Annotated in this window: 16 protein-coding genes; 7 read left to right on the top strand and 9 right to left on the bottom strand. The window is 57.8% G+C overall.

All coding sequences use genetic code 11. The features are described from left to right. Positions 1-210: 210 nt before the first annotated feature. Positions 211-1,026, top strand: a complete 816-nt coding sequence (gene ppk2 / locus CF137_RS06435; protein WP_101325066.1) for a polyphosphate kinase 2 — start codon at positions 211-213, stop codon at positions 1,024-1,026. Between the two features lie 110 nt (positions 1,027-1,136). Here ppk2 and CF137_RS06430 read toward each other — a convergent pair whose 3' ends face one another. From CF137_RS06430 to yejK, 5 genes are all read right to left on the bottom strand, one after another. After that, on the bottom strand, positions 1,137-2,273 hold the full coding sequence (locus CF137_RS06430) for an ABC transporter ATP-binding protein (protein WP_101325067.1): 1,137 nt from the start codon (positions 2,271-2,273) through the stop codon (positions 1,137-1,139). 220 nt (positions 2,274-2,493) lie between these two features. Next, positions 2,494-3,384 (bottom strand): maltose ABC transporter permease MalG, encoded by an 891-nt coding sequence (gene malG, locus CF137_RS06425; RefSeq protein WP_101325068.1) that lies wholly within the window; start codon positions 3,382-3,384, stop codon positions 2,494-2,496. 12 nt (positions 3,385-3,396) lie between these two features. After that, positions 3,397-5,049, bottom strand: a complete 1,653-nt coding sequence (gene malF / locus CF137_RS06420) for a maltose ABC transporter permease MalF (RefSeq protein WP_101325069.1) — start codon at positions 5,047-5,049, stop codon at positions 3,397-3,399. Positions 5,050-5,124: 75 nt separating this feature from the next. Further along, positions 5,125-6,306, bottom strand: coding sequence for a maltose/maltodextrin ABC transporter substrate-binding protein MalE (malE, locus tag CF137_RS06415; protein ID WP_042022285.1), 1,182 nt, complete (start codon positions 6,304-6,306; stop codon positions 5,125-5,127). Between the two features lie 407 nt (positions 6,307-6,713). Beyond that, positions 6,714-7,763 carry a nucleoid-associated protein YejK gene (yejK, locus tag CF137_RS06410; protein ID WP_162515871.1) on the bottom strand — a complete coding sequence of 350 codons (1,050 nt, stop codon included), beginning with the start codon at positions 7,761-7,763 and terminating at the stop codon, positions 6,714-6,716. A 73-nt stretch (positions 7,764-7,836) separates the two neighbouring features. Here yejK and CF137_RS06405 point away from each other — a divergent pair, with 73 nt between their 5' ends. Further along, positions 7,837-8,064 carry a YejL family protein gene (locus CF137_RS06405; RefSeq protein WP_101325071.1) on the top strand — a complete coding sequence of 76 codons (228 nt, stop codon included), beginning with the start codon at positions 7,837-7,839 and terminating at the stop codon, positions 8,062-8,064. Positions 8,065-8,111: 47 nt separating this feature from the next. Further along, entirely contained in the window at positions 8,112-9,962 is a 1,851-nt protein-coding gene (locus tag CF137_RS06400; RefSeq protein ID WP_139718421.1) for a DUF3413 domain-containing protein, read from the top strand. 84 nt (positions 9,963-10,046) lie between these two features. Here CF137_RS06400 and CF137_RS06395 read toward each other — a convergent pair whose 3' ends face one another. Then, entirely contained in the window at positions 10,047-10,832 is a 786-nt protein-coding gene (locus tag CF137_RS06395) for a MetQ/NlpA family ABC transporter substrate-binding protein (protein WP_139718491.1), read from the bottom strand. Positions 10,833-11,436: 604 nt separating this feature from the next. On the opposite strand from CF137_RS06395, the gene asp reads away from it, so the two are divergent. The 3 genes from asp (at position 11,437) to CF137_RS06380 (ending at position 16,581) form a co-directional block, all read left to right on the top strand. Next, positions 11,437-13,311: a serine protease Asp gene (gene asp, locus CF137_RS06390; RefSeq protein ID WP_139718420.1), complete on the top strand. Its 1,875-nt coding sequence runs from the start codon at positions 11,437-11,439 to the stop codon at positions 13,309-13,311. 18 nt (positions 13,312-13,329) lie between these two features. Continuing rightward, a complete protein-coding gene (locus CF137_RS06385; RefSeq protein WP_139718419.1) occupies positions 13,330-13,788 on the top strand; it encodes a serine protease chaperone in 459 nt (152 codons plus the stop codon). A gap of 420 nt (positions 13,789-14,208) precedes the next feature. After that, entirely contained in the window at positions 14,209-16,581 is a 2,373-nt protein-coding gene (locus CF137_RS06380) for a beta-glucosidase (protein WP_139718418.1), read from the top strand. 88 nt (positions 16,582-16,669) lie between these two features. Here CF137_RS06380 and CF137_RS06375 read toward each other — a convergent pair whose 3' ends face one another. Both CF137_RS06375 and ppsA read right to left on the bottom strand, forming a co-directional pair. Then, positions 16,670-17,647 (bottom strand): AraC family transcriptional regulator, encoded by a 978-nt coding sequence (locus CF137_RS06375; RefSeq protein WP_139718490.1) that lies wholly within the window; start codon positions 17,645-17,647, stop codon positions 16,670-16,672. A 302-nt stretch (positions 17,648-17,949) separates the two neighbouring features. Continuing rightward, positions 17,950-20,334 carry a phosphoenolpyruvate synthase gene (gene ppsA / locus CF137_RS06370; protein WP_139718417.1) on the bottom strand — a complete coding sequence of 795 codons (2,385 nt, stop codon included), beginning with the start codon at positions 20,332-20,334 and terminating at the stop codon, positions 17,950-17,952. A 347-nt stretch (positions 20,335-20,681) separates the two neighbouring features. Between ppsA and ppsR the strand changes: the two genes are divergently transcribed. Then, positions 20,682-21,494: a posphoenolpyruvate synthetase regulatory kinase/phosphorylase PpsR gene (ppsR, locus tag CF137_RS06365; protein WP_139718416.1), complete on the top strand. Its 813-nt coding sequence runs from the start codon at positions 20,682-20,684 to the stop codon at positions 21,492-21,494. Positions 21,495-21,730: 236 nt separating this feature from the next. Here the strand turns inward: ppsR and CF137_RS06360 are convergent, their stop codons facing one another. Further along, complete coding sequence (locus CF137_RS06360; RefSeq protein ID WP_240038520.1) at positions 21,731-22,003, bottom strand: hypothetical protein; 273 nt, start codon at positions 22,001-22,003, stop codon at positions 21,731-21,733. Between the last annotated feature and the right edge of the window lie 298 nt (positions 22,004-22,301).

Below are 22,301 nucleotides of genomic sequence, written 5' to 3'. Positions count from 1 at the left end.
CATAAATGGCGTCATGTTTTTCTATTGCCAGCGGCTGATGAGGCGGCAGGATAAATCGCCATCATTGCCTCATCTTTTCTTCTGTTTCTGTTGCCAGCTGTTGATGGGGCGGCAGTGTATCACGTCCCCCTTGGCAGTGGCGCCTCCCTGGTGCAAGCTGGAAGTGACTCAAAGAAGTCACCCATGAAAGGATGCCAAAAGGAGAAGCGCATGACGAAGGAGAAGAGCAAGAAGCGGCCGCGTCTGGACAAGAAGTGTTACGAGCACCACCTCGCCCATCTGCAGGAGGAGCTGGTCAAGCTGCAGGAGTGGGTCAAGCAAGAAGGGCTAAAAGTGGTGGTGCTGTTCGAAGGACGGGATGCCGCAGGTAAAGGGGGGGTCATCAAGGCGATCACCGAGCCCCTCAACCCCCGGGTCTGCCGGATCAGTGCGCTGCCCGCGCCGTCGGATCGGGAGCGTTCCCAGTGGTATTTTCAGCGCTATGCGGCCCAGTTGCCTGCCGCTGGCGAGATGGTGCTGTTTGATCGATCCTGGTACAACCGGGCCGGGGTCGAGCGGGTGATGGGATTTTGCAGTGACGCGGAATATCGCGAGTTTCTGCGCGCCTGCCCCGAGTTCGAGCGGATGCTGATCCGCTCCGGCATTACCCTGATCAAATACTGGTTCTCGGTCAGTGATGAGGAGCAGGAGAAGCGCTTCAAGGAACGCATTAATACCCCGATCAAACGCTGGAAGTTCAGCCCGATGGACTTGCAATCCCGCTCGCGCTGGGTCGAGTACTCCCGTGCCAAAGATGACATGTTCACCTACACCGACACCGAGGATTGCCCCTGGTTTGTGGTGGAGGCGGACGACAAACGCCGTTCCCGCCTCAACTGCATCGCCCACCTGCTCGGCAAGGTGCCCTATCAGGCGCTCCACTATGAGCCCATCAAGCTACCCCCCATCCATACCGAAGGCTACGAGCGACCGCCGCTAACCAGCCAGACCTTTGTGCCCGATATTACTGCCGAGCTCGAGGCCTGAACCCTGCCGGTTTTACCGCTCGGCAGGCACTGAATATCAGACAATAAAAAGCCGGTCTGACGACCGGCAAAAAGGCATTGAATACCAGGAAAACCAGCACAACAAAACCATCAGGTACGGATATATTTGGCGGTACGGGGGAACGCCTGCTCCTTGGCATCGAACAGGTAGCAGGCCTCTGCCGGAATACCCACGCTATAGGTCTGGCCGGTGACCACATCCACATCCGAGGTGGCCTTGACGGTGAAGTCGTGACCATCCACATCCATATAGACAAAAGACTCGGCGCCAAGGTGTTCGGCCACCTGCACGATGCCGCTCACCTTGCTGTGCGCATGGGGGTGATCAAGCGGGAACAGATGCTCGGGACGGATCCCCAGCTCAACCTTGTCACCCACCGCGCCGCTGCGGGCATCGACCCGGGCACGCACGGTATCGCCAGAGGTCAGCTTGACCACGCACTCCTGCTCGCCAATCTCCAGCAACTCGCCGGTCAGGAAGTTCATCTTGGGTGAGCCGATAAAGCCCGCCACGAACTTGTTGTCCGGGTTGTGGTAGAGATCCAGCGGTGAACCGAACTGCTCCAGGTTAGTGGTCGCATCGGCTTTAAGCGGGCTGAGTACCACTATCTTGTCCGCCAGGGTCATCGCTTCCACCTGATCGTGGGTCACGTAGATGATGGTGGAGTTGAGCTCTTTGTGCAGCTTGGCGATCTCGATCCGCATCTTGACCCGCAGGGCGGCATCCAGGTTGGAGAGCGGTTCGTCAAACAGGAACACCTGCGGCTGCTGCACTATGCTGCGACCGATGGCGACCCGCTGACGCTGACCACCGGAGAGCGCCTTGGGCTTGCGATCCAGCAGCGGCTCGAGACCGAGGATCTCGGCGGCACGCATCACCCGCTTGTGGATGTTCTCCTTGTCCATCTTCTTGAGCTTGAGGCCAAAGGCCATGTTCTCGTAGATGTTCATATGGGGATAGAGGGCGTAGGACTGGAACACCATGCCGACGTTGCGCTCTACCGGCGGCACGTCGTTCATGTAACGACCGCCGATGGTCAGCTCACCACTGGTGATGTCTTCCAGACCGGCGATCATCCGCAGCAGGGTGGATTTACCGCAACCGGACGGGCCGACGAAGACGATGAACTCCCCTTCCTTGATAGAGAGGTTGATGTTGCGCAGGGTGTCCTTGTGAACAGCCGGATCGTAATTTTTGCGAACGTTGTTGAGTACTACTTCAGCCATGACGAGCTCCGCTCTTGAATCTTTGCAAATCGTGATAGCGGGGGGAGTCAGCTCCCCCGGCCATAAACCTTAACTTTTATATCTCACCCGCAGGATGCAGCGAGCCAATCGCTCACGGCACGCCCATTTAGCCTTTCACCCCGCCGGCAGTGAGACCACCGACCAGCCAGCCCTGTGATAGACCATCAGGAACACCTTGGTGCTGGCTGCGTGGCACCACCTAACCTTTCACCCCGCCGGCGGTGAGACCACCGACCAACCAGCGTTGCGCCATCAGGAACACCACTGTGATGGGGAAGCCGGAGAGCACGGCTGCCGCAGCAAAATCACCCCACAGATAGTTCTGCGGATAGAGGTACTGCTGGGCCCCGACCGCCAGGGTCAGATTGTTCACATCCTGCAGCAGGATGGAGGCCATGGGCACCTCGGTGATGGTGCCGATAAAGGCCAGAATGAACACCACCGCCAGTATGGGTACTGACAGGGGCAGCAGGATCAGCCGGAATGCCTGCCATGGGGTGGCGCCGTCGATGGCTGCCGCCTCCTCCAAAGAGGAGTCGATGGTCTCGAAGTAGCCCTTGATGGTCCAGACGTGCAGGGCAATACCGCCCATGTACGCCAGGATCAAGCCCCCATGGGTGTTGAGACCCAGCCAGGGGATGTAGTCACCAATCTTGTTAAAGAGCGCGTAGATGGCCACCAGCGCCAGTACCGCCGGGAACATCTGGAAAATCAACATCCCTTGCAAGATGGTGGATTTGCCACGAAAACGCAGGCGGGCAAAGGCGTAGGCACAGGTGGTGGAGAGCACTACTATCATCAGGGCCGTGATGCCGGCGATCTTGATGGAGTTCCACAGCCAGGTCAGCACCGGGAACGGCGGCGGCGTCAGACTGCCATCGGCGTTGGTGACCGTCATGCCCAAGGCAAGGCGCCAGTGATCCAGGGTCGGATTGGTGGGGATGATCTCCCCGACCGAGAAGTTACCACTGCGCAGTGAAATGGCGATAACCATGATCAACGGGAAGATGATCAGCGCCAGGAAGCACCACATGACCAGGTGGGTTGCCCACACCCGGTATTTGACTGATTTGGGTTGTACGATTGCCATATTGACGCCTCCTTACAGTTGCTTGTCGGCTTTGGACAATTTCAGGTTGAGCAGCGCCAGCGCACCGACGATGAGGAAGATGGCAGTAGCGATGGCACTGGCCAGACCGTAGTCCTGACCGCCCGATCCCTGGAACGCAATCCGGTAGGTGTAGCTCACCAGCAGGTCGGTGGTACCGGCCGGGGTGGTGGCACCTATGATGTCCGGTGCGCCGTTGGTCAACAACTGGATAAGCACGAAGTTGTTGAAGTTGAAGGCGAACGAGGCAATCAGCAGCGGCGTCAGCGGCTTCATCAACAGCGGCACTGTGATCTTGAAGAAGTTCTGCACCGGACCGGCACCGTCCATGGCGGACGCTTCATAGAGATCTTCCGGAATGGCTTTGAGCAAGCCCATGCAGAGGATCAACATGTAGGGATAGCCGAGCCAGGTATTGACGATCAGGATCATCACCTTGGCGAGGAAGGGGTTGGTATACCAGTCCGGCTTGATGCCAAACGCCGCCTCCAGGAACATGTTGATCTCACCGAAGTTCTGGTTGAACAACCCCTTGAACACCAGAATGGAGATAAACGCCGGAATCGCATAGGGCAGGATCAGCATGACCCGATAAAAACCGCGCCCCTTGAGGGATTCCCACTGCACCAGACTGGCCAACACCATGCCGATAGCCAGTGTCAGCGCCACAGAGCAGCTGGAGAAGATCACGGTCCAGATAAAGATCTGCAGGAACGGCGACTGGATGCCCGGATCGTTGACGATGCGCGCGAAGTTCTTCCAGCCCACGCTCACCACAAAGCCAGGTGCAACGCCCTTGCCGACAAACTCACCCTGTTCGTCGATGTACTGATAGAAGCCGGTCTCACCGTTAGGCAGCATCAGCTCGCCATTCTGGGTATCACGCAGCAGGTTGCTGTCTTTGATCACCACACCAGACTTGAGCACAGCGCCATCCATCAGACGGGTGTACTGCTGCTTCTGGGCGGCAAACTTGCGCAGGCTGCTCAGGGTAAGATGAGTGCCGCCATCCGGTAGCACCAGATCCAGGTCACTCAGGTGGGTACGATGCTCAACAATGGCGCGGATCGGCGCGGCCTTGCTGGCGGCTTCGCCAGTGAAGGGCTGCAGTTCGACCACTTGTTGGGTGTTCTGCACCCGGCCCTCGCGGGACGCCAGCTCACGGGCCTTGTTGGTCATCAGGGAAACAGGTTGGCTGATAAAGGAGTGATCATCCTGGGTCAGCAGCAGCTGGAACTGGCCATTGTCGCCACCCAGCAGGGTAAAATCGAATTCACCGCCCGCCACCTTGTAGCTTTTCTTCAGATGGTAATCTCGCGCCTGCTCCACGGAGAGCAAGTTGGCCCCCGAATAGTTGGTGAAGGCGATACCAATCGTGTAGGCGAGAGGAAAGATGATAAATACAACCATGCCCGCAACACCCGGAAAGATGTAGCGATGGGCATAGGTCTTCTTGTTCATGAAGACATACAGACCGACGGATACCACCACCAGATCCAGCAGCGCGAATACCCACTCGCCACTGGCGTACATCATCACGGCAGCGTAGCCGTTGAGGATGGCGACCAGGGCCGCTATGGTCCACTTAAGCCAGGTGTGCTTATCCTTCGGACCGGCATAGGACTCAACAGAAGGTACTACTTCCATGCCAATTAACCTTTATAACGCCAAGAGAAATTTGAGAGAGTGGGAGGCCATTGCGGCCTCCCGGGTAGTGCGTGCTTACTGAACGATACGCTTGGCAGCGGTATCCAGTGCTTCGTCAACACCCTGACGACCGGAGGTCACGTTCTTGAGGGCAGTTTCGAAGGAAGACCAGAAACGGCTCATTTCGGGAACGGACGGCATCGGCTCACCGGCCTGGGCGTTTTGCATGGTGGCCTTGATGTTCGCATCGGATTCCAGGGTTTTCTGGAACGATTTCAGCGCAACGGCGCCCAGCGGCTTGTCGGCGTTAACCGGTGCCAGACCGGCATCGGTCAGCAGGTAGTTTTCCAGGAACTCGATGGCCAGATCCTTGTTCGGGCTGGCGGCGTTGATGGTGGCACCCAGTACGCCAACGAAGGCTTTGGCAGGCTTGCCATTCAGGGTCGGCAGCGGCGCTACGCCGTACTTGATGCCGCTCTTGTCCAGGTTGCTCCAGGCCCAGGGACCGTTGATCATCATGGCCACTTCGCCCTTGTTGAACTTGGCGTCCATCACACCGTAGTCGATGCCTTTTTCCAGGTGACCTGACTTGATCATCTCGGAGATATAGCCCACGCCCATCTTGGCACCCGCGTTGTTCACGCCGGTATCTTTGACGTCATAACCGGTCGCGGTTTTCTTGAAGGCGTAACCACCGTTGGCAGCCACCAGCGGATAGCTGAAGTACGGAGTGTCATAAGCCCACATGATGGCGCGCTTGCCGTTTTTCTTCAGAGTCTCGTCAATTTTGGCGATCTCTTCGAAGGTTTTCGGCGGCTCGGGCAGCAGATCCTTGTTATAAATCAGGCTGACCGCTTCCATGGCAACCGGGTAGCCATAGGTTTTGCCATCAACAGTCATGGCATCCCATGCCAGCTGTTCAAATTTACCTTTGGTCTCGGCATTCGGACTAACCGGAACCAGCAAACCGGCTTTGACCCACTCACCGTAACGGTCGTGAGCCCAGAAGAAGATGTCCGGACCGTTGCCAGTGGCAGCGGCTTGCTGGAATTTCACTTCAACCTGATCCGGGTGAGCCACAGTTACCTTGATGCCGGTTTCTGCTTCAAATTTTTTGCCCACTTCGGCCAGACCGTTGTATCCCTTGTCACCGTTGATCCAGATGGTCAGCTGGCCTTCATCGATGGCCGCAGTAGCAGAGCAAGCGACGCCAAGAGTGGCCAGACCGATCAGGGATGACAGCAATTTCTTTTTCATGAGCCTTTCCTTGTATTAGTTCCGCGCTGTAAGAGCATTGTGTGCGAGATGGATATTATCCCAAGCGGCAAACGGCTCACATGACGCAACTCGCATTTTTGAAATGCAATTACGTATTTCCTTCCAGAAAGTTCTGAAAACATTTTCTTAAAATGGGTAATTAGCCCCAATTATTGGCTTATTTCAGTACAAGCAAGGAAATATAATTACCAAAATGAAAATTTATTACCGCAATGAAAGGGTTTTCACTTCAATGAAAACCCTTTCAGGTGATTTATTTTGTTTGATTTGTTAACAAAGTACCGCGCCAGTTTCGAGGTCTGCCGCGGCGCAATAAAAAAAGAGACCCCGCCGGGGCGGAGTCTCTTTTTGCAAGAAATGACGACTTGATCACACTACAGGCCCCACTACGACTGGCGCAGCAGCTGATCCTTGAGATTGGGCGGTACACCCTTGATGGTCAGGGTGTCGGTCTGGGGATCGTAAAAGATCCGGCTGTTCAACAGTTTCTGTTCAAAGCTCAGGGTCAGGCCGCCGCCGGAGCCGACAAACTTGGTCAGACCGCGCAGGGTAGAACGATCGGCCGGGAAGCGATCTTCCAGCTGATACTCCTGACCGATAAAGCTGTAAAAATCGAGGTCGCCATCGCCGGGCAATTCGGCAGATAGCTCCTTGATTTCGATCTCTTCACCGGCACTGGCCTGTTCGGTGCAATATTTGAAGACCTGTTTTTTGTAATCGTTGCGCTCGGTCGCTTCGAGCTGCTGACTGTCGCAATAATCTTCCACCGCCTGCAGCAAGCCTTTATTTTGCACCTTGGCATCCATGCCCTCACGGGCACCGAGCAGATCCATAAAAAAGTCGCCCAGTTTACGACCGATACGCCCCTTGCTGAAGGTGATATAGCGGCGTGAATCGGCTTGGGTTTTCCATTCAGTCAAATCAATGCGGGCCACCAGATTGAGTTTGCCGATATCCAGATACTGGATATGGCGCAATTCCAGCGCTTCGCTGACGGTGACGCTCTCCTTGCCCTCCAGCAGGGCAATCAGCAAATAATCGACCCCGACGTAGTTGTATTTGGCAAACAGCAGCACCCCTTGCTCATCGAGGGCGTGTTCCACCAGCTGCTTCACCAGCATCTGGGTCACAGTGATCGAAAAAGGGACAAATTCCGTCTGTTCGGCCAGCAGTTGCTCAAGGGCGATACGAAATGCAGGTGAAGGCTGCTTGGCAGCCTCTTCACCGTCAGCCAGCTCGGCGACGGCCGTTTCGGGGTCAGCAAAGAAGCCAAAGCCCTTGCCCCCCTTGCCGTTGTAGATACGATGCAGTTCCGCCATCAGCCCCTGTACTGCCTCATCAGCAGGGAGGGTCTGACTGCGAGTGTCGGCGTGGGGTTGACCATCGCCGCCCTGGCGCAAGGAGTGAAGAATGATCTTGTCGATATCGAGACTCATGTCACAAAGCCATAGTGTTAGCCGAAAGGGTGAAGTATTATAAGGCGCTTTGAACCGAGATGAACTGAAGATTATGCCCATCGTATCAAAGTACAAGAACGAGCAGTTTGACGCCCTGATGAACGACCTGATCACCGTGCTGGAAAAACATAAAGCACCGGTGGATCTCAGCCTGATGGTGCTTGGCAACCTGACCACCAATATCATCAACGGTATGGCCCCGGCTCAGCGCCACGCCATCACTGAAAAATTTGTCCAGGCCCTGACCGCATCGGTCGATAATCGCCACGACGCACACTGAGTCCCCGACTCTGTTGATTTGACGTTTCTCAACGCAGATGGATCACTATGGTCGAAACCGGTAACCCCTATCGTGATAATGTCTCTCGCCTGATCACCTGGGGGCATTGGTTCTCCTTCTTCAACATTATCTTGGCCATGCTCATCGCCACCCGTTATCTGGGTGCCATCAGCTGGCCATCGACCACGCTTGGCGTGATCTATCTCGTTGTAAGCTGGATTGGCCACTTCTCGTTCCTGAGTTTTGTCACCTACCTGTTGACGATCTTCCCGCTCAGCTTCGTGCTGCCCAAGGAAAAATCGTTGCGGTTCATCTCGGCCATCATCGCCACCCTGGCGCTGGTGTTGCTGCTGATCGACACCCAGGTATTCCGGCTGTTCAAGTTCCACCTCAACAGTCAGGTATGGCAGTTGCTGCTGGATCAGGCACAAACCGAGGAGGGCTCAATCTGGAGCATCATCTTCGTCGCCGTGCCCACCATCTTCCTGCTGCAACTGCTGCTGTCGGCCTATGTCTGGCGCAAGATCAACAAGCGCAAGCGCCGCCAGTACGGCAATCAGGTAGGGCTGGCCCTGCTGGTCTGCTTTATTCTGACCCACGTGGTCAACAGCTGGGCGGATGCCACCCTCTATCAGCCCATCACCATGCAGAGAGCCAACTTCCCCCTCTCCTACCCGATGACGGCCCGCTCCTTCCTGGCCAAACATGGTTGGCTGGATCTGGATCAGTACCAAAAACAAGCTGCATCCCAGCACGAAAGTAGCGACAGCCGGATGATCTATCCGCTACGCCCGCTAAACGTCAATGCGCCCGCTAGCCACAATAATCTGTTGATCGTGGTACTCGACTCCCTGCGCTTTGACATGCTCAACAACATCAACATGCCCAATTTGCAGCGTTATGCCGATCAGCACATCACGTTTCGCAATCACTTGAGTGGTGGCAACGACGATCTGATGGGGATGTTCAGCCTGTTCTACGGGTTGCCGGGTCACTATTACAAGGACATCAGCAGCGACAAGCGTCCGCCGGTGCTGTTCGACGAGATGCTGCGCCAGGATTACCAGTTCGGGCTGTTTGGCGCGATGGAAGATGCCCAGAAGTATCGCAAGAGCATTCTGGCGGGCCTGCGCAAACAGGTGTTTGTCTCCGAGCAAATCGACGATGGCCAACTGCTGAGCGACTGGCAGTTGTGGCTAGAAAAACGCACAGCGGAGCGCCCCTGGTTCTCGCTGGTCTATCTCTCGAGCCCGGGTGATTATCAGTTACCTGCCTCGATGAAAGGGCCATTCCAGCCGGAGCTCGCCAACTTCAATCCGGCGACCGCCTATCGGGCGGAGAACCTGCAAAAACTGGAGAACCGCTACAAAAACTCGGTCTTCTATACCGACCAGTTGCTTGAACAGATGCTGACCAAATTGCAGTCGCAGGGGATGGATAGCAACACCATCGTCGTGATCACCGCCAACCATGGTCAGGAGTTCAACGACACCCGCAGCAACAGCTGGGGCGCCGGCAGCAACTACTCACCCTATCAGGTGCAGGTGCCACTGGTGCTCGCCTGGCCAGGCCGTGACAGCCAGGTCCTTGATCAGCCCAGTAGCCATCTTGATCTGGCCCCGACCCTGATGCAAGGGATGCTGGGGGTACGCAATCAGGCTCGGGATTACAGCATTGGTCGCAATCTGTTTGATAGCACGCCACGCCCCTGGCGGCTGGCGGGCGATCAGAACGACTTTGCCATCTATCAGGGCGACACCATTACCCACTTCAACAAGCAGGGTGACTTCGAGCTGCTGGAGCGCAACAGTTACCGCCCGATCAAGCACGGTACCCCCGATATGGGCGCCATGATCCAGGTAATGAACGAGCTCAATCGCTTCTATCGCCACCCCTGATCAGAGCCACTCCCCTATAAAAACGCCCCCGAATTCGGGGGCGTTTTACGTTATATAAATCAACCATCTGCTGCGGGAGGTGAGTTAACTCCCCCACCCTTGGGGATACTTGTACCCGGCGAAACGGGTTGCAGCATAGGCTTTAAACGCAGGGGAGTTGTAGGCTGCCGCCACATCTTTGGCGAACTGCTGATCCGCATCCGCGCTTTTCACCACCACCCAGTTGATGAAGTCATAGCTGCGCTCCAGAAACAGCCCTTCGCTAAACGGGATGCCGCTAGAGGCGGCAAAATTACCGTTGATCACCGAGAAATCCACATCCTCCCGCGAACGGGGCAGTTGCGCGGCCTCCAGCAGCACCAGCTTGAGATTATGCGGGTTGTTCACCACATCAAACTCGCTCGCCTTGAGCGGATTGATCCCCTCCTTGAGGGTGAGCCAACCGAGATCCTGCAGCATCAGCAGCGCCCGCGCCTGATTGCTGGGATCGTTGGGGATGGCCACCGAACTCCCCTCTTTCACCTGGTCGAGCGCCACCAGCTTGCCGGAGTAGAGCCCCATCGGGCCGGTTGGCACCTGGGTAATGGGTACCAGCGACAAGCCGCGGTCTTTGGCAAAACTCTCCAGATAAGGTTTGTGCTGGAAGCAGTTCACATCCAGTGATCCGTCAGCCAGAGCAATATTGGGGGTCACATAGTCGGTGAACTCCACCAGCTTGACCTTGTACCCCTTGGCCTCCAGCTGCGGCTTGATGGAGTCAGTCACCATGTCGGCAAAATCTCCCACCGTGGTGCCAATCACTATCTCCTGTTTGGTCGGCAAGGGGGCATCGGCAGCAATTGCGGAAAAAGAGAGGCTCCCGACCGCCATCGCTGCAATAAAGGTGCTGGCGCCAGCAGTGGCACGCAAGGAAGCAGTCAAAGGAGAAGATAAGAAGGAACGAAACGGCATAAGGACTCCCTGTCAGGTACGCATCAAGATCTGGGCCTGCGGCGGGGTTGGTCTCAAAGCCCCGCCTCACACCACGGCAATCTAGCCATCTAAATGGCTAATTCAATTACCATAACAGACCCATCCACCACCGCCAAGCAATAAAGCGGTGGCACAAACCCCACCTCATCGCCCTTGCTCTGACTCCCCCACGCATACCTCCACTCCCGCCTACACATACAACCATGCCGTTCACTTTAAAGAGCACACGACGCGCCCTCGGGATTACCCCGTATCGAGATGGATGCTGAGAAGGAGAGTAACGAAAGGGGGAGTTACAGACAAAAATATCAGTAAAAAAAATGAGATCCATTCTCAATAGAACACATAAACAGCGCCATTGGAATACCTATCACAAACAGAATCGGATTTCTTTGAAGCTCGTAGATGTTTTTGAAAAAGGCTCTTTTTGAATCTCAATCGCCCGTGTATAGATTTCCATCGCACCCAGGATGGTGCGATCCAAGATGGAGTTTAAAAAATAATGAAGCAAACATCGTTAGCACTGGCGATCACAGCACTGCTGTCGACCCTGCCCAGTGCGCTCGTTCAGGCAAATGAAGGTTGTGCGCCGCTCACCGGCAAGGAGAGTGGCGTGGATATCGGACGCAACAGCACCGAACGCTGTCTGCCAGGTGCCAATCCGCTGCAGGATCAGCAGTGGTATCTGCGCAACAGCGGGCAGGATGGGTTCAGTGCCCGTGGCGGGGTAGCGGGCAATGATCTCAACCTCTGGTGGGCTCATCGCGCTGGGATATTGGGACAGGGAGTCAACGTCGCGGTCGTCGATGATGGCTTGGCCATCGCCCACCCGGATCTGGCGGACAACGTGCGCCCGGGCTCGAAAAACGTGGTGACCGGCAGCGATGATCCGACCCCGACCGAACCGGATACGGCGCACGGCACCTCGGTCTCCGGCATTATTGCGGCGGTGGATAACGTCATCGGCACCAAAGGGATCGCCCCGCGAGCCCAGCTGCAAGGGTTCAACCTGCTGGATGACAACAGCCGGCAGTTACAGAAGGATTGGCTCTACGCCCTTGGCGACAGCGATGCCAGCCGCGACAACCGGGTGTTCAACCAGAGCTACGGCATGAGTGTGGTGGATCCCCGCCCCGCCAACGCTCTCGATCAATCCCAGCTTGATCGCCTGTTCGAACAGCAGACCCTCAAGGTACAGGGCGCGGCCTATATCAAGGCGGCGGGTAACGGCTTCAACAGAATAGCGGCAGGTGATTATATCCTGAACCGCACCGGCAACGGCCCCAAATTGCCGTTTGAGAACAGCAACCTCGACCCCTCCAATAGCAACTTCTGGAACCTGGTGGTGAGCGCCCTCAACGCAGACGGGGTCAGATCCTCCTACTCCAGCGTCGGCAGCAACGTCTTCCTGAGCGCCACCGGCGGCGAATATGGTACCGACTCTCCGGCGATGGTGACCACGGATCTGCCCGGCTGCGACATGGGCTACAACCGCACCAATGATCCCCGCACCAACCGGCTGCACGGCAATCCGCAACTGGATGCCAGCTGCGACTACAACGGCGTGATGAACGGCACCTCTTCCGCGACCCCCAGCACCTCCGGCGCCATGGCGCTGCTGATGTCCGCCTACCCGGATCTGCCGGTGCGGGATCTGCGGGATCTGCTGGCGCGCAGCGCGACCCGGGTCGATGCCAAACATCAGCCGGTGATGGTCAGCTACACCAGCAGCACCGGCAAGGTGCGCGACGTGACCGGACTGGAAGGGTGGGAGCGCAATGCCGCCGGCATGTGGTTTAGCCCCACTTACGGCTTTGGTCTGATCGATGTCAACAAGGCCCTTGCGCTGGCAGCCAGCCACCAGCCGCTACCGCCGCTGGTGCAACTGCCCTGGCAAAAGAGCAGCGTCACCGGCAGTACCGCCGCCATTGCGGATGTGGGCAACAGCCCGACCCGTTCCACCACCCGCATCGCGACACCATTGACGGTGGAAGCGGTTCAGGTGATGGTGAGTCTGGATCATCAGCGCCTGCCCGACCTGCTGATCGAGCTGGTCTCCCCCGCGGGCACCCGCAGCATACTGCTGAACCCCTTCAACAGCCTGGTCGGTCAATCCCTTGATCAGCAAAAACTGGGATATGTGCGCACCAAAGGGCTGCGGGACATGCGCATGCTCTCCCACAAGTTCTACGGTGAAGCTGCCGAGGGCGAGTGGCGACTGGAGGTAACCGACGTCGCCAACGGTAGCCGTCAGGTCTCCTTGCTCAATCGCGAGACCAAGGAGCGCACTACCCTGACCGAGCGCAACAATCGCCAACCGGGCAAGCTGATCTCATGGTCCCTGCGGATCCTGGGTCACGATGCCAACCGCAGCTAACACGCTAGGAGTATTACCATGAACAAACCTGTTACCTTGCTGCTGGCAACCCTGCTGGCACCCCTCTCGGGACAGCTCTGCGCCGAGGAGTCCGTCACCATGGATGGCAAGCAGTACAGCACCATAGAGGTGAACGGCCAGACCTACCTCATTCCCGACAACGGCAGCAAGAAGCGGGTCGCCCGCAGTCTTGACAGCAAGGCCCCGCAGCAGACCCTGCGCCGCGGTGACGTGCTGATGCAAGGGGCCGCCAGCCCGGAGCTCACCGTCAGCGGCACCCTGCTGGTGGAGGCTGACGATGCCAGCGCCACCGCACTGGCAAGCCGCCACGGCCTGAGTTTCAAACAGAGCAGCGGCGGTATCGCCCTGCTGGAGGCCAAACCGGGTACCGATCTCAACGCCATCGCCACCCAGCTCAAGAGCGAAGGGGTAAAGGTGCAGATCGAGCTGTCGGGGGCCGAACAGCAGCCCAAGTGAGCCGCCCCGGGCCATTGCCCGGGCGCCTCAGTTAATCTTCGAGGGGGCCTGCGGCCCCCTCGCGTGATGGGCGCGGCCATGCCCGTTCGCCATCAGGCCACTGAGTTACCCCCAACCGCCCCTCTATCTTTCCCCTCTTGCCACTTTCTGCACCCTTGGTTTGGCACCTTCTCCCGATGCGACCTTGCTCACAACTCGGCATCCTTGCTCCCACCGGCACATTTCTCGCTCCCCCGGGACAAGGCAACCATCACAGGGCTTGCTAACCTGCCTGCGAGCCGAATGCCTGCCCATGGGTGTCCTGCCTCCCTGCGATATCCAATGGCAGCCGCCAGCAGAGATGGCGCAATCAGGTCATAAAACCGACTGCACGGAGCAGATATCACCTCATTCTTTTCAGACAGTTACAAAGAGAGTTACATGCCTATCACCACAAAACTAAAAGCGGTTTCACTTGGCGTCAGCCTGGCCCTTACCGGTATCTTGGCGGGTTGCACGACCAATCCCCACATCACGCAAGTCAAGGATGATGCCTATTATCGCGGCCAGGCCGAAGCCATGGTGGCCAGACTGACGCTGAGCGAAAAACTGGATCTGCTGTCAGGCCCTAACGAATCGCGCCCGATTAACATCAAGCAGGATGTCGCTGGCGTGGCCGGTTATATCAATGGCGTATCCCGCAGCGCCGACGGCATCGACATTCCAGCCCTGAAACTGGCTGATGGCCCAGCGGGCCTTCGCATTAACGCCAACCGTGATAACGACAAAGCGACCTACTATGCCACTGCCTGGCCTATCGGTTCTTTGCTCGCCTCCAGCTGGGATACCCAGCTGGTCAATGCGGTGGGTCAAGCCATGGGAGATGAGGTCAAACAGTACGGCGTCGACATCTTGCTGGCACCAGGCATGAACATTCAGCGCAACCCGCTCAATGGCCGCAACTTCGAATACTATTCGGAAGATCCATTGCTGACCGGCAAGATGGGCGCAGCCATGGTGAGTGGTGTCGAGAGCAACGGGGTGGGGACCACCATCAAACACTTCTTTGGTAACAACTCGGAGAGCAATCGAGAGCAGATCAACGATATAGGGGAACCAAGAACCTTCCGCGAAATTTATCTGCGTGGTTTCCAGATCGCGGTGGATGAGGCACAGCCCAGAGCCATCATGACCTCCTACAACAAAGTGAACGGCACCTATGTGAATGAGCGCGAGGATGCCGTGACCAAGGTGCTGCGGGATGAGTGGGACTTCAAGGGACTCGTCATGTCTGACTGGTTTGCCGGTGACGTGACCAACAGCGCCTACAAACAGGTGCTGGCAGGGCAAGATCTGATCGAACCTGGCAATGTCAAAGAGCAGCTGTTGCAAGCTGTAAATCAGGGCCAGCTTTCAGAAGCCAAAATCAATGAAGCCGCCACCCATATTCTGACCCAGGTGATGAAAAGCCCCTCTTATAGCCAACACCCCATCACCAATAACCCGGATCTGAAAGCTCACGCTCAGCTGGCTCGCCAAGCGGGCGCTGAAAGCATGGTATTGCTGCGCAACGAAGCCTCGGCACTGCCCATTGCAGCATCCAGCAACGTCGCCAGCTTTGGTATCAACCAGATCAACACCTATAAAGGCGGGACTGGCAGTGGCGATGTCAACGCCGCCAATACCACCAACATCGCTCAGGGGCTAGCCGCACGCTTCCCGGTCAACGAGACGCTGCAGAGCTACTACAGCAATTTTTACGAGACCAACAAGGTCTATCACGAGGGGCAATTTGGCGCCAAAGGCCACTACACCTGCGACGAGGCCAACGTCACTCCCGAACTGACCACGTTGATCGCCAACGCAGCGAAAGAACAGGATGTCGCCGTCATCACTATTGGCCGCCAAGCGGGGGAAGGGGCCGATCGCACCAATAGCAAAGGGGACTACCTGCTCAGTGATAACGAGATGGCTCTCATCAATGCCGTGAGCAATGCGTTCCACCAACAAAACAAGAAAGTCACCGTGGTACTTAACGTCAACGGAGTGATTGATACCGCGCAATGGAGCAATAAGGTAGACGCTATCCTGCTGGCCTATATGGCAGGGCAAGAGACAGGCCATGCCGTTGCAGATATCCTCGCGGGCGCTGTTAACCCAAGCGGCAAACTGACCCAGAGCTTCCCACAAAGCTACCACAACGTTCCCTCTTCCGGCTCGTTCCCGGGTATCGATACCAACGGAGACGGCAAACCAGACACTATCTATTACAACGAAGGGATCTACGTTGGCTATCGCTACTACAACACCTTTAATCAGGCCGTATCCTACCCGTTTGGTTTCGGTCTCTCCTTTACCAGCTTCCGCTACACCAATCCGACAATTGTCGAAAATACGCTGGCAAATGGTGCAACCGGCAGCCTGAAGCTCACAGCAACCGTCACCAATACGGGAGCGGTGTCAGGCAAGGAGGCCGCCCAGGTCTATATCAGTGCACCGGAAGTGAAACTGAAAAAACCGGCTATCGAACTCAAAGCCTTTGCCAAAACCCAAAAACTGGCACCGGGTAGCTCGGAACAACTGAGCTTCACCATTCCGGCCAGCATCCTTGCCAGCTTCGATCAAACCAGCAACCAGTGGATTGTGGAGCCGGGCAGCTACCGTGCCTACATCAGCCCCTCATCGAATATCTCCGCCAGCACGCCAGTCAGCTTCACAGTGAGCAAGGAGATAGTGGTGAGCAACACCACACCGGGGGCGCTGGCTCTGCCGGCAGGAGTGGATCCCGCCACCGTCACAACCATCGCCCGCTAAAGCGGGCACTCGCCGCCGGGAGACGCCACAGGGTGCCTATCCCGGCCTTTACTCAGGACGGGACCGGACTTGTGCCGGTCCCGCACTTTTATTGGCGGGCGTTGCGGTAGGCCAGTGGCGTCATCCTGGTGTTGGCCTTGAAGAAGCGGTTGAAGGCGCTCTGAGACGAGAAACCAACCCGATCGCTGATGTTCTGCAGGGGGTGATCCCCCTCTTCCAACAGTCGGCAGGCTTCGCTCATCCTCCCCTTCCTGAGCAGGGTGGAGAAACTGCTCCCCTCTCCCTGCAATTTGCGATTCAACGTCCAGCGGCTGACATTCATGGCCGCGCACACCTCCTTGAGCAGGCTCTCGTCACTCTCCAGCCCTCCTTCTCGAATCTTGTGGCGGATCCGCTCCCCCACCAGATAGGCAAAGGGGGCCCGTTCGGCGATGTCGGCGCAGATCTGCGCCAGCTGGGCCAGTTGCAGACGGCCAAGGGGCTCGTTGTAGCAGTGGCTGGGGCAATCGAGCCGGGTGTTGTCAATGGTCAGGGTATTCTCCCCCTGCTCCCACTGGCAGCGGGTCCCGAAGAAGTGGTCCAGCAGCTGATGGCGCTGCGGTGGTCGCCCCGTGAACCCCACCGAGACCCGGACATCCGCCAGATAGACCCGCAGGATCCGGTAGAGGATGATGAAGTTGGGGATGGCCTGACTCGCCCCCAGACTGGCGGGCCCCTGATTGACATATTGGTATTGGCTGACCTGCTCCCCCCGCCGAACCCGCAGTTGATCACAACTGCCGATAATGGGGCGATAGGCCAGCAACACCTCGAGCGCCGCCCGCGGCGATGGCTGGTTCAGGCACAGGCTGATGAGGGGCGGATAGTGCTGGTAGAGCTGACCAATGTCGTAGGAGAGGATGGTCTCGTGAAAACTCCCCAGATAGGGCTGCATCAGTTGCAGCATCCGGTAGTGGCTGTGGGCCGGGATCCTGCCCTGCTCCCGCTCGATGTCGAACGACGTGAGTCCGCCCGCCATCAGAATGGCATCGGGATCGCCCCCCTGCTGCTGGCAGGCCCCCAGCATGCCTCTGATCACCTGGTTTGATACGCTCTGTGACATCTGCCTACCCTGAACTCCGTGCTGACAGGAAACTGCGTGGGATCTCCCCGGCCCGGTACTGGTAACGGGCCTGCCACCCTATACAACCGGATGGCGGAGCCATTATGGGGCGATTGCAAAGCAAACCGATGTAACGGAGTGTAAAACCACGCGCCAGCGCGCCTATTTGACCCACCAGCACCACTCTATTGGACCCGTGGCGTCAGGTTAGGCCAAAAAAATGGCGCCCGCGGGCGCCATGTTGATGGGTGGCTGTGCAGCTAGGTTTAACTCGCTTTGTGCTGCTCCGCCAGATAGAGCCAGGTATCGACCACGGTATCCGGGTTCAGCGACACCGAATCAATCCCCTGCTCCACCAGCCAGGCGGCGAAGTCCGGATGATCGGATGGGCCTTGGCCGCAGATCCCCACGTACTTGCCCGCCTTGCGGGCAGCCTGAATGGCCATCGACAGCAGCGCCTTGACCGCCTCGTCGCGCTCGTCGAACAGGTGGGCAATCAGCCCGGAATCCCTGTCCAGCCCAAGGGTCAGCTGGGTCATGTCATTGGAACCGATAGAGAAGCCGTCCACGTGCTCGAGGAACTTGTCCGCCAGCAGTGCGTTGCTCGGGATCTCGCACATCATGATCACCTTGAGCCCCCGCTCGCCACGGCGCAGACCGTTCTCGGCCAGAATGTCGATCACCTGCTCCACCTCGCCCACGGTGCGCACAAAGGGGATCATCACCTCGACGTTAGTCAGCCCCATCACATCGCGCACCCTTTTTATCGCCTCGCACTCGAGGGCAAAGCAGGGACGGAAGCTGCCGGCGATGTAGCGTGATGCGCCACGAAAACCGATCATCGGGTTCTCCTCGTGAGGCTCGTAGCCACGACCGCCCACCAAATTGGCGTACTCGTTGGACTTGAAGTCCGACATCCGCACGATCACCCGCTCCGGCCAGAACGCCGCCCCTAGGGTGGCGATCCCCTCGGTCAGCTTGGCCACGTAGAACTCCCGCGGGCTGTCGTAACCGGCGATCATCTTAGCGATGGTGGCCTGCAGCTCTGGCGTCTGCTGGTCAAACTCCAGCAGCGCCTTGGGGTGCACCCCGATCATCCGGTTGATGATGAATTCGAGGCGTGCCAACCCCACCCCGGCATTGGGCAACTGGGCAAAGTCGAAGGCCCGGTCCGGGTTGCCGACGTTCATCATGATCTTGATGGGCAGGCGCGGCATGTTGCCCACCTCGGTCACCGCCACGTCAAAGTCCAGCTCGCCGTCATAGATAAAACCGGTATCCCCTTCTGCACAGGAAGCGGTGATCCGCTGGCCCGGCTGGATATGGTCGGTGGCGTTGCCACAGCCCACCACCGCCGGAATGCCCAGCTCGCGGGCGATGATGGCGGCGTGACAGGTGCGGCCGCCACGGTTGGTGACGATGGCGGAGGCCCGCTTCATGATGGGCTCCCAATCCGGATCCGTCATGTCGGTCACCAGCACATCGCCGGGCTGCACCTCGTCCATCTGGCTGATGGAGGAGATAACCCGCGCCGGACCGGCGCCAATCTTGTGGCCGATGGCCCGCCCCTCGATCAGCACCTTGCCCGCTTGTTTGAGTGCAAAACGTTCGAGGGTGTTGGCCTCCTGCCGGCTGCGCACCGTTTCCGGGCGCGCTTGCACGATATAGAGCTGGCCATCCTGACCATCTTTGGCCCATTCGATATCCATCGGGCGGCCGTAGTGTTGCTCGATGATGAGGGCCTGTTTCGCCAGCGCCATCACCTCCTCATCGCTGATGCAGAAGCGGCTGCGCTCGGCCTCATCGGTATCGACAATCTTCACCTGACGGCCATGACCGGCATCGTCCGAGTAGGTCATCTTGATTAACTTGGAGCCGAGGGTCTTGCGCACCACCGCCGGGCGGCCGCCCTTGAGGGTCGGCTTGTGCACATAGAACTCGTCCGGGTTGACGGCCCCCTGCACCACCATCTCCCCCAGCCCCTGACTGCCAGTGATAAAGACCACGTCGTTGAAGCCGGACTCGGTATCCAGGGTAAACATCACGCCGGAGGCGGCAAGATCCGAGCGCACCATCCGCTGCACCCCGGCCGAGAGCGCCACGCCCTTGTGGTCATAGCCCTGATGCACCCGATAGGAGATGGCGCGATCGTTGAACAGAGAAGCAAACACATGCTTGACCGCCGTCATGACGGCATCGATGCCACGTACGTTGAGGAAGGTCTCCTGCTGACCGGCAAAGGAGGCGTCCGGCATATCCTCGGCGGTGGCGGAGGATCGCACCGCAAAAGACGCACTCATGCCATCACCCAAGCCCCCACTCAGCTTGTCATAGGCCACCTGAATGGCCTGCTCCAGCGCCGACTGGAACGGGGCGTCCACCACCCAGTCGCGGATCTGCTGACCGGCCCGGTTGAGGGCGGCGATATCGTCCACGTCCAGATTGTCGAGCAGATGGTGGACCTTGCCGTTGAGGCCGCTTGACTCCAGAAACTCGTTAAACGCAAAGGCGGTGGTAGCAAAGCCCCCCGGCACGGATACGCCGGCGCCAGAGAGGTTGCTGATCATCTCGCCAAGGGATGCGTTCTTGCCGCCAACTCGTTCTACGTCCTGCATTCCGAGTTGTTCGTACCAGAGCACGTACTGTTGCACTTGGATGTCTCCAGGTTGGTGGGCACCGATGCCATAGCACCTCGTGCGCCCGATTTAATCGATGAGGTTATGGGTAAGTCAGGTGCGTTATTGTCTGTTTCTTTTGTTGCCAACGACCATGAAAACGTTTTCTACTGGTTTTCAAAAAAATCCCCGAGCAAGCGTTGGGGATGGTCGAATGACCGGAACATTCTACAATGGCGACACAAAAAGATAACGATTCAGGTTTGCAAGCCACTTCACAACTTGGGCACAGCAGACCGGTTGACAAAACTGGTATGGTTTCGGGAGATACTTCTCACCCTTTACCCCATGCGACCCCACCCGCGGTATCACAGGAGCCCTACGTGCACACCGTATTTTATGTTTCAGACGGCACCGCCATCACCGCCGAAGTGTTCGGCCACGCGGTACTGAGCCAGTTTCCGCTGGCCTTCGAGCAGATCACTATCCCCTTTGTGGAGACACTGGAGAAGGCCCGTCAGGTACGGATGCGGATCGACGAGCAGTTCCGCCAGACCGGGGTGCGCCCCATCCTGTTTCACACCATCGTCGACCCGCTGGTACGGGAAGAGGTGCTCAAATCGGAAGCGGGCGGCCACGACTTTCTCAACACCTTCGTCAGCCCGCTGGAGCAGGAGTTGGGGGTAAAAGCCGAGCCCCGCCTCCACCGCACCCACGGTATGGAGAACCGCAAGCTCTATGACGATCGCATCGAAGCAGTCAACTTCGCACTGGCCAACGACGATGGCATCACCACCAGGGAGTACGATGAGGCGGACATCATCCTGATCGGAGTCTCCCGCTGCGGCAAGACCCCCACCAGCCTCTATCTGGCGCTGCAGTTCGGCATTCGCGCCGCCAACTACCCCTTTATCGAACAGGATATGGGCATGCTGGAGCTGCCCGCCCCGCTCAAGGCCAACCGTCACAAGCTGTTTGGCCTCACCATAGCGCCGCAGCGGCTGCACGAGATCCGCAACCAGCGCCGCGCCAACAGCCGCTACTCCTCCATCGAGCAGTGCGAGCAGGAGCTGGCCTGCGTGGAGCGGCTGTTTCGCCAGGAGGCGATCCGCTTCCTCGATACCAGCTCCCACTCGGTGGAGGAGATCAGCGCCAAAGTCCTCGAGGCGACCGGTCTGCGCCGCCAGCTCTGTTAAGCCAGCTTGACAGCTACCGGCATCCACAGCAGATAAAAATCACACGTACACTGTAAAAGTCAGGCACTGTGAGCTGTGGTTTGGATAGATGACAGTGAAAAGCGTGGATGAAAAAGGGATAAGCACCACAAATGCTTATCCCTCTGCTTGCCAACCTGTTCCAACCTGCCGTTGCGCGCCTGCCGCCCATTAACCGCCGTTCTGTTCCGCTCTGCTCTGCGCACAGCCAGAGTTAACTAACGATTGAGCTCAGGGTTGTTCATCAATCTGGCATAGAAGGCCAGCAAGCCGTGGCGCAGACGAACCCGCTCCGCCAGCCAGCTGCCAGCAACAGCCCCCGTCACCCCGCCAACCAGCAACAGCGGCGGCCAGTAGTGCAGCAACCCCTGATCACCGAGCAACAGCCAGCCCAGCAGCATGGTCGCGGCCACCAGCAACAACAGCGGACTGGCGGCAATCCCTAGCCAGAGCGCCACCAGCACTCCCCGGGCCACCCCTTGTTGCAGCACGCTTTCACTCTCTCGGTACTCCAACTCCCCGCACTCTTCCCTGCACTCTTTCCTGCACTCTTTCCTGCACTCTCGCTTGCCTGGCATCATTTGCATCCATTTATGGCTCAGCACCACAAAAGCCCACCCATCTGGTGATATGTCAATAAAATCGAATTCGATTGCACAAACATCAACCAAAAACTACCAACAAGACTCTCCAGATCATAAAAACGCTGCCATTGGTACAAAATACGACCATTCAACATGGAAAACAGGTGCATTCATGGCGGATTATCACTATTCTGCTTCGGTTGCC

The organism is Aeromonas sobria (genome assembly GCF_006243315.1).
In the GTDB taxonomy this organism is placed as follows: domain Bacteria; phylum Pseudomonadota; class Gammaproteobacteria; order Enterobacterales; family Aeromonadaceae; genus Aeromonas; species Aeromonas sobria_A.
Note: the sequence above shows the minus strand (reverse complement) of the source record. Positions and strands in the feature narration are given on the sequence as shown.